The sequence below is a fragment of the Paenibacillus castaneae genome (assembly GCF_002884445.1).
GTDB lineage: Bacteria > Bacillota > Bacilli > Paenibacillales > Paenibacillaceae > Pristimantibacillus > Pristimantibacillus castaneae.
This window is the reverse complement of sequence record NZ_KZ614144.1, coordinates 435195-449140: the sequence shown is the minus strand read 5'-3', so window position 1 is coordinate 449140 and position 13946 is coordinate 435195. Positions and strand designations below refer to the sequence as shown.

The 13946-nt window shown below is 44.6% G+C and carries 15 protein-coding genes; 4 read left to right on the top strand and 11 right to left on the bottom strand.

Translation table 11 applies throughout. From position 1 onward, the window contains the following. Positions 1–3: 3 nt before the first annotated feature. The 6 genes from CEF13_RS01905 to CEF13_RS01880 all read right to left on the bottom strand — a co-directional run bounded on the left by CEF13_RS01905 (position 4) and on the right by CEF13_RS01880 (position 4264). Complete coding sequence (locus CEF13_RS01905) at positions 4–780, bottom strand: protein-glutamine gamma-glutamyltransferase (protein WP_244917034.1); 777 nt, start codon at positions 778–780, stop codon at positions 4–6. A gap of 76 nt (positions 781–856) precedes the next feature. Further along, positions 857–1474 carry a TVP38/TMEM64 family protein gene (locus tag CEF13_RS01900; protein ID WP_102709165.1) on the bottom strand — a complete coding sequence of 206 codons (618 nt, stop codon included), beginning with the start codon at positions 1472–1474 and terminating at the stop codon, positions 857–859. A gap of 510 nt (positions 1475–1984) precedes the next feature. Next, positions 1985–2197 (bottom strand): TM2 domain-containing protein, encoded by a 213-nt coding sequence (locus tag CEF13_RS01895; protein ID WP_102709164.1) that lies wholly within the window; start codon positions 2195–2197, stop codon positions 1985–1987. Between the two features lie 183 nt (positions 2198–2380). Next, entirely contained in the window at positions 2381–2779 is a 399-nt protein-coding gene (locus CEF13_RS01890) for a GNAT family N-acetyltransferase (RefSeq protein WP_102709163.1), read from the bottom strand. 114 nt (positions 2780–2893) lie between these two features. Then, positions 2894–3667 carry a Cof-type HAD-IIB family hydrolase gene (locus CEF13_RS01885; RefSeq protein WP_102709162.1) on the bottom strand — a complete coding sequence of 258 codons (774 nt, stop codon included), beginning with the start codon at positions 3665–3667 and terminating at the stop codon, positions 2894–2896. A gap of 147 nt (positions 3668–3814) precedes the next feature. Beyond that, complete coding sequence (locus tag CEF13_RS01880; RefSeq protein ID WP_102709161.1) at positions 3815–4264, bottom strand: SRPBCC family protein; 450 nt, start codon at positions 4262–4264, stop codon at positions 3815–3817. Between the two features lie 131 nt (positions 4265–4395). Here CEF13_RS01880 and CEF13_RS01875 point away from each other — a divergent pair, with 131 nt between their 5' ends. Together CEF13_RS01875 and CEF13_RS01870 are read left to right on the top strand one after the other, a co-directional pair. Continuing rightward, complete coding sequence (locus tag CEF13_RS01875) at positions 4396–5193, top strand: helix-turn-helix domain-containing protein (protein ID WP_102709160.1); 798 nt, start codon at positions 4396–4398, stop codon at positions 5191–5193. Positions 5194–5351: 158 nt separating this feature from the next. Further along, entirely contained in the window at positions 5352–6170 is an 819-nt protein-coding gene (locus tag CEF13_RS01870; protein ID WP_102709159.1) for a hypothetical protein, read from the top strand. Positions 6171–6234: 64 nt separating this feature from the next. On the opposite strand, the gene CEF13_RS01865 is transcribed toward CEF13_RS01870, so the two are convergent. From CEF13_RS01865 to CEF13_RS01845, 5 genes are all read right to left on the bottom strand, one after another. Continuing rightward, the gene (locus CEF13_RS01865; protein ID WP_102709158.1) at positions 6235–7809 is read right to left on the bottom strand and encodes an ATP-binding protein; all 1575 of its coding nucleotides are present in this window, start codon (positions 7807–7809) and stop codon (positions 6235–6237) included. A 269-nt stretch (positions 7810–8078) separates the two neighbouring features. Further along, positions 8079–8594, bottom strand: a complete 516-nt coding sequence (locus CEF13_RS01860; RefSeq protein ID WP_102709157.1) for a copper amine oxidase N-terminal domain-containing protein — start codon at positions 8592–8594, stop codon at positions 8079–8081. Positions 8595–8736: 142 nt separating this feature from the next. Then, entirely contained in the window at positions 8737–9870 is a 1134-nt protein-coding gene (locus CEF13_RS01855) for a bifunctional cystathionine gamma-lyase/homocysteine desulfhydrase (RefSeq protein ID WP_102709156.1), read from the bottom strand. A gap of 1 nt (position 9871) precedes the next feature. After that, positions 9872–10795, bottom strand: coding sequence for a PLP-dependent cysteine synthase family protein (locus CEF13_RS01850; protein WP_102709155.1), 924 nt, complete (start codon positions 10793–10795; stop codon positions 9872–9874). A gap of 123 nt (positions 10796–10918) precedes the next feature. Continuing rightward, complete coding sequence (locus CEF13_RS01845; protein WP_102709154.1) at positions 10919–11680, bottom strand: helix-turn-helix domain-containing protein; 762 nt, start codon at positions 11678–11680, stop codon at positions 10919–10921. Positions 11681–11784: 104 nt separating this feature from the next. Between CEF13_RS01845 and pyk the strand changes: the two genes are divergently transcribed. Beyond that, positions 11785–13200 (top strand): pyruvate kinase, encoded by a 1416-nt coding sequence (gene pyk, locus CEF13_RS01840; protein WP_102709153.1) that lies wholly within the window; start codon positions 11785–11787, stop codon positions 13198–13200. Positions 13201–13375: 175 nt separating this feature from the next. Continuing rightward, a complete protein-coding gene (locus CEF13_RS01835) occupies positions 13376–13672 on the top strand; it encodes a hypothetical protein (RefSeq protein ID WP_102709152.1) in 297 nt (98 codons plus the stop codon). The last annotated feature ends 274 nt before the right edge of the window (positions 13673–13946 follow it).

The window sequence follows — 13946 nt, the reverse complement described above, 5'->3', positions numbered from 1 at the left end:
CATCTAATAAGGATAACGGACACGGACGGTCTCGGCTTCGATCCGCATGGAAAGACCGCGCAGCTCCTCGAAGTCCGGATATACGACCAAATCCTGCAAATATGCTGATATCGTGCTGTCTTCCTTCCTCATCCGGTTAAGAGCCGCGATAATGTCTTCCCCCGACTCAATACCGATGCCATGCCCGAAATATAAATTGTCATCCAGCATAATGACATTCTCGCCCTGCCACTCGGGCGTGTCTGGATCAAAATCCGGATTTTTGAAATACAGCACATCTCCCGGATAAGCTTCATCTTTGTTATTGCCTGTAATTAAGCTCAAATCGCGGTCGTAATGCCAGTCACGTAAATATAGATTTTGAAAGTTGGAGTTAAACACCGCGTCTCCTATCGTATCAAGCACCGCTTTATACAGCATGATAATAATAGCTCCCGCACATTCAAACGCGTATAGATGCCCATTCTCGAAAATATCATTAATTCCGACAGAAGGAAGCACGCCGCTCTTCAGCTGAAAGCCCCCGTTATCTGTGCGCGTCCAATATTGTTCATTGCATTTGGACTTCGCGAACGTTGCAAAGCTCACTCCGCTCGCATATAGCGCTTTGGCTGCCTCCACGATATGCATTCGCATTTTAAGCTCAAATTCAAGCGCATCCACGTTAGGGTATCGATATACAACCTGACTTTTCTGCTTATCCTGCAATATTTTTCTTTCCAGCTCTGACAAGGTTACTGGACTAATCTGAAACGTATTACTGCCCTCAACAAGGATCACCGTCATTCCCTCCAAAAGATTCATATTCTGATGGGTTATTGTACGTGTGATCACTTTTTTTGGTGAGCAGTCTTTATTATATAAGCTGCTTTCTCAACCAAAGGCGATAGATGGCATACACAATAATGAGAAAGCACACATAGATCCCCATGACGAGCAGCGTGCTGCTCCAGTCGGTAAATAAACGGTTGCCCAGAAAGGAAAAGACTAGCATCGCCGGAACTTTGCCAATGGCCGACGCCACAGCATAGGTCACGAGCGGAACAGATAGAAGGGCTGGATATACATTGATGACAGCCTGCGGGAAAATGGGCATCATTCTGGCCAGCACCAGCGTGAAAAAAGGATTTTTCTCCAGCATGACACTTAATCGCTCCACTTGGGGGAAGCGCGACAGCATGGCTCTGCCCTGCTTTTGAAATGATTTGCGCACAAGCACAAATACAATGACGGAGGCGAGTGAAGCTGCGAGCCAGCTAATCAACGCCCCCAGCAATGGCCCATATATAAAGCCCATCATTCCAATTACAAGCTTGAATGGAATGATAGGAAACACGATAAAGCATACCGCTAATAAAAACATAAGCCATATCGAAGGGTGCCCATTCTGCATCCAATCGTACAAAGCATGCCGACAAACAAAAAAGACGATTGCAGCTAGGGCATAAATGACAATTAAAAACTTAAGTTTCATATCCCGTCTCCTTCTTGTTGCCACTGTCAAGTATCGACTTGTCTATAATAACGTAAATCAAGACATACGGCTATTTGCCAACTGCATTAGACGGCAAACAAGAGGGTGTCCCAGAAACCATAGGCTTTTGGGACACCCTCTTCTATTTATTTGGTCTGCAAAAGTTAACGGACACAAGAGTCCTTATTTGCTGCAAAAACGACTTTTAGAACTGTTAACGGACCTCAGAGCCCTTACTGGCTCGAAAAGTCCCACATATGACCCGAGTCAATGAAAATAACGGCTCTCATGTCCATAAACTTTGCTTATTCAGCTAATTCACTCATATAACGCACCTCATGTCCGTAACTACTCGTTCAATGATCCTATAAGCCCATAACCATCTCATAAATCGTCTATGAAAAAAGGATGGCGTTGAATTTTCCTCTTACCTGCTGTAAGTAGAGTAAGACAAACTTAAAGAAGAAGGGGGTGTCCCTAAGGCCATAGGCTTTAGAGGCACCCTCTTCATTATGCTGAGATGTAACGTCCTTCACTATCCTTAAACTTCCCGACAATAATGACAATTAAGTCAATAAGCGTCCAAATTCCAAAACAACCTGCTGTGATAAGCATTAAAATACCTGTTCCGATTTTGCCAGCATAAAAGCGATGGATGCCTAATGAGCCTAGAAAAAAAGCTAGCAGGATAGCTGCAACATACGATTTTGGACTCTTTTCCATTAATAATTCCCCCACATACAATATATAAGACACTCAAAATAGTATATGATCAACTTAACTGGTTGTCTATAAAAATTAACCCATTAATTAACATGTAAGGAGTGGTATATGTTGTATAAAAACAAATAAGAACAATAAGCCTAGGCTTACCGTTCTTATTTGGATCATATTATTAAATTCTAATCAAGGCATTTCGTCCCTGGACGCTGCAGCACTGCCCGTACTGTAGGGATCTGCATATTCCGTATTCGATTTCTCCCATACATCGGCATACTCAGGATACCGCTTGAACTGAGCGAGAGCATAGGAGCAGGCAGGAATAATCTTTCTTCCTTTTCCTCTTGCCTCTTCCACGACAAAATCAAGCAACTGCCTGCCTAAGCTGCCGCCGCGGTATTGTGGAGCAATGAAGGTATGATCAATGACCCAAGTATTAACGTCGACCAGTGAATAGGTAATTTCTCCAATCGTACCCTGCGCGGTTGTAAGGATAAAGCTGTTTCCTTGCTTTTGCGCCAAAATTTCTTCTTCAACTTTCCCATACATATCCTTATCTGTGCTGCCCGGACTGTTTGTGCTCATCTCTTCCTGCACCTCCTAGAACGTTAGCTTCTCCACCTTCTATGGGTCAAGCTGCTATTTATTACCCAAAACTAGGAGTGATGACGCGCCGCAAGCCTAATCCATATACCTATTTTACAGCAAACCAGCCTTCACTAAGCCATTCCGAATGCCCTGCTCATCCACATGCGTCGTTACATAATCAGCGAAAGGCAGCAGCTCTGGATGGGAGTTGCCCATCGCGACTCCGAAGCCGACCAGCTCAAGCATTTCTTTGTCATTGAGCCCGTCTCCGAAGGCAACCGCATCCGCGGGCGTTAAACCAAGCTTCTTTAGCATCGCTTCAATGCCTTGAGCTTTTGAGCCTCCAGCTGGAAGCACATCAATCGCTTGCGGATGCCAGCGAATAAGCTTTAGATCCCCATGCAGCGATTCATACAAATGCTCATCTTGACTCTCACAGTGCAGGAATACCTGATAAATGCCGTCTGTTTTCCAGAAATCCGGATTGTAGCCTGGCTGATCAACCTTTAAAGATTTTACCGAGTCAATAATGAACGGATGATTCTCTCTATCAGCGAAGAAAGCATACTCCCCTTCAAAAACAAGCCCATGATCATGCTCAGCAGCTACCTTCACTAGCGCTTCCAGCTTGCTCTTCTCGATCTCGCGCTTATAAAGCACTTCTCCCTTATATACCGCGTAAGCCCCATTCAAGCATACAAATGATTCGATGCCCAGCTTCTCCGCTAACGGCTTAATGAAATACGGCGCTCTGCCCGTTGCGATAACCGGCTCGATACCGCGCTCCTTCAGCTCTGCAATGGCTTTGATCGTATCCGCTGGAATTTCCTTTTGCTCATTAATTAAAGTCCCGTCTATATCAAAAAACACGATTTTGTAGCTCATGCTGAACTCTCTCCTATCCGTAGTCGCAGACGTATGCCGTCTGTCCTTTTTATACAGTATAAAGAATCAACGCCGGAAAAGAAATGCTCGCTTGTATATACAAACCAAAAAAGCACCAGCAGAGGCTGATGCTTTCCGGATTGCTTACTACCAACCAAATTCTAATCCTTTTCCCGTTTCAATATACGTTTTCAAATTGCTAAGGATCATCCACCACTGGCTATCAACCGTTTCAAGCGATGGATGGTTTTCTGTAAACTGATCATTAATCAATGTAAGCTTCGTTGTTTCGCCAACGGCCTCCAGCTTAAACGTAATTTTGGACTCCAGCTCCGCATGATTCGGTCTATAAGAAGGCCCTGGATGCTCCAAAAAGCTAATTATTTTATGCGGCTCATATGCTAGAATAGTACCATAAATGTGTACAGTCTCATCGCCATCAGCACCTGGACCAACATACTGGTAGGATGAACCTACCTCAAATGTAGAGTTAATCACGCAGCCAAAAAAGGTTTGGCGTGTTCCTTCCGGTGATACGAAAGCATCCCATACCTTCTCAGGGTCTGCGCCTATATAAAACTCATATTTAAATTCCATTCCATTCACTCCTTCTTTGTTTACATATCGATTTTAATTGGCTTTTTTGTTGCATCTACTTGTAGTATATCGTCATTTGTATAGCTCGTATTGTAAAAAAGCGACAATTTGAGAATGGGAGAGGTTCGCATATGCAATCCATTAACCCTAAGCCCAGTATGGGCATTCTACAGCTGAGTGAGGGTGAGAAGAAATTCCAGCTTACCCGTTATGCTCCCTCCGAGCAGCTTCGCCATTTGGTTAAGCATTATTGGTTCATAAGCTGGGCGTTAGAAGGACAGGCTCCTTATTCACAGGATGTCGTTCCAAATCCATGCGTCAATATGGTCATTGAAGAGCATCAAAGCGGGATATATGGAGCTGCCAGCCGAAGATATACAAAGCAAATCGAAGGAAACGGACATGTATTCGGAGTAAAATTTCAGCCAGGCGGTTTTTACCCGTTTATTCATTCTCCGCTTGCTGAGCTGACCGATCAATCTCTTACCCTTGCCGCCGTATTTGGTGATGAAGCTATTAAGTATGTGCATCAAATGGTCAACGAGCATGAGCCTGCTCGAATGATTGCGCTCACGGAAGCCTTATTATTGAAGCAGCTCCCAGAAGAGGATCCATCCGTTAATCTCATTAACGAAATCATTAACCGTATTAATGAAGATCGCAGCCTGACCAAAGTCGAGCAGTTATGTGGGATATTCGATATGAATATTAGGAAGCTGCAGCGCTTGTTTAACCAATACGTTGGGATTAGCCCCAAATGGGTTATTAAGCTGTACAGGCTGCAGAATGCCGCTGAGACGATGGATATGGCCAGTCAGCCTGATTTGCTAAAGCTAACCGCAGATCTCGGCTATTATGACCAATCACACTTCATCAAAGACTTCAAATCAATTATCGGTAAAACACCAGAGGAATATGCCAAAGCATAAGGCTTGACTCCAGCCGACCACATCCTGTATATTGGTAGAAATTAGTTAAATAAGCATGGCTTACGATGGAAGCACCCGTAAGAGATGGCGTATACACGCCTATCTTGCAGGTGCTTTTTTTGCGTTGTATGCCCAAATAAAAGGAGGTTTAATCGTTTATGCGTCCCATTTCCAGATTAACTGTTATGCTGCTTGTCCTCGTGCTAACAATCACCAGCCCGCTCGCCGTATCTGCTGCCGCGTTCGAATTCACCGTCACGGCCAAAACAGCGTTTGACAAGATGAAAGCTGCCGCAGATAAGACTACTGCAGCTAAACTAACCGGGCAGTACACTGATTTACAATCGGTACAAAAGCAGGACATCGAGTGGGATACCAAAATAAATACGCTTCATTACCGAAATGAAGAATCGCTTCTCTCCACGCGAAAACGTATAAAAGAAATGGATGCGGAGCATTTACTCAAGCTTGAATCTGCTGCGGTCCAAACCAAAAAAAAATATCAGTCTTTGTTTATTTTCTATGACACGCTAAACCAACAGCTGAAAAAGGCCAAATCAAAAAAGGATAAAACAAGCATTAGCTTATTGAATTCTCAAATAGAAGTAACCAAGGCGGCCGTTCAGCTTGCTAAGCTGGACATTAAGAACAAGGAGACCGCCCATAAATCCGCCAAAACAGCTGCAGCAGATAAAACAAAGAAGCTGCGTGCCCTATTAGCTGACACGGATACAATCAAAGTAAAGATTAAAGCAGCCAAGAGTTCGATAAGCAGCACCAAGAAACAATTCACCACCGAAGCGACTATTTTGAATCAAGTTGTTCGAAAGGGTGATGCCACTGCATCGCATAGCTCCCTTATACGACTTAACGCATACATGAAGCAGATTAGTGAACAGAAACAGAAAATATACGCCTTCGAGCAGCAAATAACATCGATTATCGCCAAGACAGATGCTCAGATCGCATCGCGGTAAAATAGTGAACCAAAAAGGACGATCACTTGCCGGCTAAGTGCCCGCAGTAATCGTCCTTGTATCGTTAGGCTGTTGGAAGATAAATGTCCACCATTGTCCCCACGTCCACTTCGCTCGTTATGGCTATCCGGCCATTGTGCGCAGCGATAATTTTGTCCACAATCATCATGCCTAATCCGTTAGCGTCCGGTCTTGTTGAATGAAAAGGCTCGCTAATTCGCCGTAATACATCAGCAGTCATCCCTAAACCGTTATCACTAATGCGAATACGTTGATAGCCTTCAGCCATTTCCGAATGAATATCAATCTCGCCTCCATAGGGCAGAGCTTCCAGTGCATTTTTCAAAATGTTCAGAAATACTTGTTTGATATGATTACGATCACAAAAAATGGAGCAATCTTCACCTAATCGGCTATTAACAGTAATTCCATTCATGATTGCTTGCGTTTCAAAAACATTCAATACTTCTAGAAAAATACTATGAAATGATTCTTCTTTGAATGTGTCCGCCTGAGGCCGTCCCAAAATCAAAAATTCACTCACTATGGCATTCATGCGCTCAAGCTCGGACATGATGAGATTATAGTGAAGCGGCTCTATCATTTTGCTTGATAATTGGAGCAGCCCTTTTACCGTTGTCATCGGATTACGAATTTCTTGAGCAATGCTAACCGCAATCTGCCCCGTACAAACAAGCTTCTCGGAGTTTCGAAGAAGCTCCTCCGTTTTCTTCATCTCTGTAATATCACGCAGGCTGCCTACTACTCGGATAAGGTTGTGCTCCGTATCATAAATCCGAACAACATCGAGCATATAATAATGAATAGCCTCGTTAAACATCATCACGAGTTCTGCCCCGACGCAGGATTCCCCATGAGAAATAGCTTTTTCGAAATAGGTCCCAATTGCGCTCGTATCAAACACGCTCTTGCCCAGACAGCTATCTTTACCGTGTTTATTCTGACCAAGAATGGCTGCGCAATTATCATTTATCTCAACAATGGTACCAACCGCATCCGTTATGATTACACCATAATAGTTGGTCTCGAGCAGCATCTGATTCAATATTTGAAGCTGAGTATTATGCTTGCGCAGCAATAATTCCCTTTCAATGGAATCAACGATTGTAATTAAGAGGGCTAGCAGATGAGGATGGGCAAATTCAACGACCGTCATTAATGACAGCGTTCCAATCATTTCACCATTCTTCCTAAATATAGGCGCTGTATAGCAAGCTATACCATGCAGTACCTTATGGTAATGATCCTCGCCTATTAGTTGTACAGGCTGCATGCTGCGCAAGCACAAATCAACGGCATTGGTTCCAACCTCCTCCGAGAAACGAGCGCCCTCTACAACGCCTAGCTCACGCACCTTTTCTATAATAGATTCGTTCCCTTCAAATGCCAAAACATAACCTTCGGAGTCCGATATGGCTACAAAATAGGGCTCATCCGATAATGAAGATAGAAATTTTTTGGTGAAAAAACGAATCACATCCAAAACTTCTTTATACTCATGCAGCTGCACTTTAAGCTCTTCAGGAGAAAAATGCTCTGTATATGTAGGAATCGCATAAGGATCAAGCCCTCTATGCTGACATTGTGCTTTTGATGCTGTAATGATCCTTTTATCCATAAGTTTGTACCGATTAACCTTTCCTTAGTAAGCTTCCATTTAGTTGGACATTCACCTTTATTCTACCTACAGCAGCCACAATCCTTCATTTTTTTATTAAAAATCACTTATATTAAGCTTTTTTAAATGAAAATTCACCTAAATGTAAGAAAAAACCTCGAACTTAATCAAGCTCAAGGTTATTTTGTATATGATATGAGTTGTATGAGTTTCTCTCTATCCAGCGACATTAGCAGCCTCACACACTAGCGCTAACTGTAGATTTACAGTTACTTAAGCGCATTTGAAATATCTTCGTTTGCTTGAATCATAACTTTTTTGTCCGATGCATTCCAGGAGGTGTTCGCTCCCAGCAGTTGCGCAACGCTCTTGGCCGGAACGAATGCCGTTCCATTCACAACCATTACTTTCTCCGGAAGCTTAATGCCTTTAATAAAGCTGCCGACTACCGAATCACTGTTAAGAATTAGGTGAACGGTTAGGCCGCTGCGCGTTAAGAAAATTGTCTTCTCTGCTTCATTCCATTCCAGTTCCGCTTGAAGGCCTCCCGCTAATGCTCTTACCGGCACCATGGCATGGCCATTCAGCAGGAAGGGCGCCTCTCTGAGCGTATGCTCGCCGCGAGAATCCACCGCTTGCTTGCTTCCTATCTGAAACTGAACTGCATTGGATTCACTGGCAGAAGCGTGATAGGATAATCCGCCAGGCATGATTGTAGCCAATATAGTCGCTGTCAATATTGCTGTAACGGCTATTCCTTTATTCCAACGTTTCTTAATACCCATTGTCACTCATCCTTTGCAGTTCTCTATTTTAGTATGTAAACTATAAACGCAAAAAAAGTAAAAATGTTCTTTAAAGCAGAGCATAAAAAAAGCACCGTAAAAGGTGCTCAGCAATTGCTGGCTCAAATTGGTTCAAACTAGGCTACTTCAGGCTCTGCTCTAAATCCTCCAGCAGATCCTCGCTGTCTTCAATGCCGACTGAAACGCGAATGAGGCCGTCCGTAATGCCAAGCTGCGCACGCCGCTCTTGCGGTATAGATGCATGCGTCATTCTTGCTGGGACGGATATTAAACTTTCAACCGCTCCCAAACTTTCTGCGAGTGTGAAATAGTTCAGCTTCCTTATCATATCTGACGCCTTCTCAGCACTCCCGACATCAAAGGATATGATACCGCCAAAGCCGCGCGCCTGTTTCTTAGCCAGCTCATGCTGAGGATGACCAGCCAGCCCAGGGTAATGAATGGTCTGAACAGCGGGATGATCCAATAAATAGGCAACCAGCTCTCTAGCATTCGCCTCATGAGCTTCCATCCGTAAGCCAAGTGTCTTCATGCCGCGCATAAGCAGCCATGCATCCTGCGGACCCAGTACTCCTCCCGTTGCATTCTGTATAAAGTGCAGTTCCTCACCCAGCTTCTCATCGCCTACGACCGCAAGCCCCGCCACCACATCGCTATGGCCGTCAATATACTTCGTGGCCGAATGCAGCACAATGTCTGCTCCAAGTGCAAGCGGTGTTTGCCAATAAGGGGTGCTGAACGTATTATCAACGATAAACAGCAGGCCCTTTGACTTCGCCAGACTGGATACCGCCGCAATATCCGTTACTTTAAGCAGCGGATTGGTAGGTGTTTCTACGAATATTGCTTTCGTATTAGGCAGAACAGCTTGATCAATCTCTGCTAAATCGGTCGTGTCCACGAAAGTAGATGCTATGCCAAGCCCATTGAGTACGCGGGTAACGATACGATAGGTTCCACCATATACATCATCCGTCAGAATGATATGGTCACCGGCATGGAGCAGCATGAATACCGCATGGATAGCCGCCATTCCTGAGCCAAAAGCAAAGCCTCTTGTCCCTTCCTCCAGAGCTGCTATCGATTGTTCCAAGGCATGGCGGGTCGGATTGCCAGTACGGGAATACTCATAACCTTTGTGAACGCCGATATCCTCTTGCTTATAGGTGCTTACTTGATAAATAGGAACGCTAACCGCACCTGTATGCGGATCGAAAGGCATGCCTCCATGAATAAGCTTTGTTTTCCTTCTCACGTTAAGCGCCTCCATCGTAAATTCGTTTGCTTAAATACCGCTCGCTGCTATCTGGGAAGATCGTGACAATGCAGCTGCCAGGAGCGGCCGATTCCGCCTCTTTCAGCGCGGCATGCAGCGCAGCGCCAGACGAGCTGCCGACGAGCATTCCTTCAAGCTGCGCCAGCTCCTTGACCCTCGTGAACGCATATTCGTCCTTAATGGTATGGATAGCATCGAAATAGGAGCGGTCCATGAACGGAGCCAGCTTCTCGACGCCAATTCCCTCCGTTCGGTGCGAGCTTGCTTCTCCTCCTCCCAGAATAGAGCCCTCGGGCTCAACAACGACCGTTTTCACATGCGGATTCTTCTCCTTCAAGTAAAGTGCGGTTCCCATAAACGTACCGCCTGAGCCTGCACCTGCAACAAATATGTCCACATTGCCATTTAAATCCGTCCAAATTTCAGGGCCGAGCGTCCTATAGTACGTTTCTGGATTGGATGGATTGGAAAACTGTCTTGGTGAATAAGCTCCGGGTATAACTTTTACCAGCTTCTCCGCTTTCTCAATGGCACCTATAATTCCATCCTCCGTCGGTGTATGAACAATTTGCGCGCCAAGTGCCCGCATCAGCTGCTGCTTCTCGGTGCTGAATTTCTCGGGCACGACAAATATCATTGATATTCCATGACCGATAGCCGCCAATGCCAGTCCAATTCCCGTATTGCCGGCAGTCGCTTCAATAATCGTACCGCCGGGCTGCAACTGCCCGCTTGCTAACGCATCATGCAGCAGCTGCATGCCAAGCCGATCCTTTACACTGCCTCCCGGATTAATAAATTCCAGCTTTGCATAGAGCCGCACCCCTTCAGGCAGTGCAAACCGCGTAATTTCGACCAGTGGCGTGTTACCAATCAGCTCTTGTATATTTCGGTATACGGCCATTCGCAGTCCTCCCGAAAATAATGGTAAATCCCATAACCTCGATAAGCTTAATCAAATATATTCACAGCATATGACGATTCAAGCAAATAGTTCTATCGCTATGCGTTTAATCGGATACTCCTATTATTGAAAATCAGACGGTGAGCCTCCTGTACTGCGCTTGAATATGCGGTAGAAATAAGAAACATCGCTATAGCCTAAATAGTCCGCGATCTCGCTAATGGTTAGCTGTGATTCCGTAAGCATATAAATGGCTGTCTTCATCCGTAAATTGTGCACGTACTCGCTAATGGTTTGGTTTGTAACGGTTTTGAACAAGGTCGCTGCATAGTTCGGCGTAGTACTAATGACATCGCCCAGCTCCTCTTTGGTTACCTTCTCACGGTAGTGTGTTGAAATATATTGCTTCATGCTGTCCACCCTGCGGTGCTTCTCGGAAGGGATGATGCCGCGATCCTTCTCTTGATTCAAATAAATTAAAGCCTCCATCAGCAGTGCCTCCGCCATCAGCTCAAAGTAAGCGGGCCTCTCCTTATATTGCGTCCAAATCCCCTTTAGCCGCTCATGTACTACCTCAAAGCAGCCTAGCTTTTGCTTAAACGGCTCTTGCAGCTGAAGAAGCGGAAGCACGCGCTCTGCTATGCTTTTTCTGAAATTGATAACATACTTCGTATGTACAACGGTTGGTACACTTTTGCCATAGAACGGGATATGCCCGGGTATAAGCAATAGATCGCCTTTCTCCAATATAACCTTCTCCTCATTTACCCAATACACGCATCTGCCATAGGTCACAAGAGAAAGGTGAAAGGATTGCTCATGGCCGCTTCCCTCCTCGTACCACTCTGCCCCATTATCCTGATGCACTTCCGAAATACTAATCATTATGAGCACCTCAATACTTGTACTATAGTACATACATTGTACTATAGTTCTTAGTCACCATCGAGCATACGCGGTACAATGAAAAAAAAGAGGAGGCCTATAACATGTTAAAAACAAAAATCATTTGTACAATGGGGCCAGCTTGCGAATCCGTTTCAACGATCAAAGAAATGATTCAAGCCGGTATGACTGTTGGTAGACTGAATATGGCTCACGGCGAATTGGAAGATCATGTTATGAGAATGAATAATATACGGCAAGCTGCGCGAGAGCTTAATACTTTCGTACCGATTCTGATGGATATTAAAGGTCCAGAGGTTCGAATCGGCAAACTGAAAGAAGCTTCATGCGAGCTTGTAATCGGCGAACAATTAATACTGACTACAAAGGACGTACTAGGCGATTCCAAATGTCTTCCTGTCAATTATTCCGAGCTTCCATTAGTTGTTAAACCAGGCGACCGGATTCTTATCGATGACGGACTTGTTGATTTAACTGTGCTTGCGGTAGAGGGCGATGACATTCGTTGTCAAATCGTTAGCGGCGGAACTTTGAAGCCTCGAAAAGGCGTCAATCTGCCGGGCATCAAAACGACGCTGCCAGGAGTAACTGAGCGCGACGTTAAGCATATCGCATTCGGACTCGAGCACGGCGTCGAAATCATCGCGGCTTCATTTGTACGGAAAGCGGAAGATATATTGGAAATTCGCAACATTTTGGAAGAATCCAATGCGAGCCATGTTCAAATCATTTCAAAAATTGAAAATGAAGAGGGCATGAACAATCTGGATGCCATTATTGAAGCATCCGACGGTATTATGGTTGCACGAGGTGACCTTGGCGTAGAGGTTCCCATTGAAGATGTTCCGATGATGCAGCGCGAGATGATCAATAAATGTAATCTGGTCGGCAAGCCCGTTATAGTCGCCACGCATATGCTGGAATCGATGCAGGTTAATCCTCGCCCAACAAGAGCAGAGGTGAGCGACGTTGCAAATGCCGTTATTCAAGGCGCTGACGTTATTATGCTCTCTGGAGAAACAGCTGCAGGGAAATACCCGGTTCAATCGGTACAAACAATGGTAGCCATTGCGAAAAAAGCGGAAGCTATGATCGATTACAAAGAACAATTTGACAAAAAAAGATCACTTCACAGCACGAATATTACAGAGGTGATTAGCCAAGGTGTTGTTAGCTCGTCCCTTGAGCTGAATGCTAAAGCTATTATTACACATACAGAAAGCGGCTTTACTGCTCGCATGGTATCTAAATATCGTCCAGAAGCTCCTATTATCGCGGTAACGCAGCATGACAATGTATTGCCTAAGATTTGTTTACTCTCCGGTGTTATTGCTGTGAAAGGCGATGCAGTGTCAACTACTGACGAAATGTTTGAATCAGCCACTCGCAATGCCAAGCTGACCGGTCTCATTCACGAAGGCGACATCATCGTCCTGTCTGCCGGCGTTCCGGTTGGACAGGCTGGAGCAACGAATTTGATCAAGGTGGCACAGGTTTAGACCTGCCGATAAGATAATAAAAAGAGCTTATCGATACCCGGTATCGAAAGCTCTTTTTTGTCATATATATGGCAATCATTTGTACAAATATTCACAATATTCTCTTCTTCACTGCTTCCAAACCATAGTATAATAATAGAAAATATCTCGTTTCTCGATTCAGGAGGGAACAAGTATGATGAAAGAGCATACCGTCTATTTCAAGGTCATTCGCGGCACAGAAACGAAGCTGCTGACCGGCCTCATTTTTATAGAAGAAAATACGAAGCCTACGCTTCAGGATTTCGAACAATGCTTGAAGCAATGCGGTCATGATGTGCATATCGTTGACAGAGAGCACTTTATTTTCCAATCCAATAATGCTAACGAGAATTATACGATTGACGTGTTGGAGAATTACAAAGCGAACACTAAAGATCATATGGCAGATAATTTAGCACAAAGCTTTATGAAACATAATCCGATTCTTTAGACCTATTCATCCCATCTGCATCCTGCTTCGGCATCAATCAATGGCTCAGGATCACGGATTTATCGAAACGTGGTCCCCACAAGCTTCCAAGCTTACTCTATCTCTTAAATGGTAGTCCACGATGTGCTTTACTCATCCTTTTACACACATACTTTCTCATCTTTAACTCCACTTTTCATCACCGACAATTTAACCAGACAACAAAGTCCTAGACAACAATAAGTCTTTGGAAATATTTTCAAACCTATTGCAGTATGGTACGCTTTTCGTACGA